The sequence below is a fragment of the Prevotella sp. HMSC073D09 genome (genome assembly GCF_001814145.1).
Lineage (GTDB): Bacteria > Bacteroidota > Bacteroidia > Bacteroidales > Bacteroidaceae > Prevotella > Prevotella conceptionensis.
Genome location: NZ_KV815079.1, coordinates 76185 through 76560 on the forward strand (window position 1 = coordinate 76185; position 376 = coordinate 76560).

The following is a 376-nucleotide window of genomic DNA, read 5'->3' on the forward strand; positions in this document are numbered from 1 at the left end:
TTGTCAACTTGTTAACTCGTCAACTTGTTAACTCGTCAACTCACCAACTCAAAAACTTAAATTGTTATTTTTATTTTTACAAAACCACTCTTTTCTTTCGCTCTGTTCTAGCGAAAATATAGGCCATAAAGTAGGTAAATCACCCCTATTTCTAGCCTTTCCCCCCTTTTGCCTTGTCTATTTTTAAGAGTAAAACCTGCATTTTGCACCATTTTGCCTTTCTAGTTTGGTTGCCGGCTCGTAATTTTGCAACCCAGATTACTCGCTTTTAGCCCCTAAAATCCAACTTTTTAACGACTATTTTGCCCTTTTTAGCCATATTTTTGATGACTCTAAAAGGTCTTGTTTATACCATTGCAGTGTATTTTTATGCTTT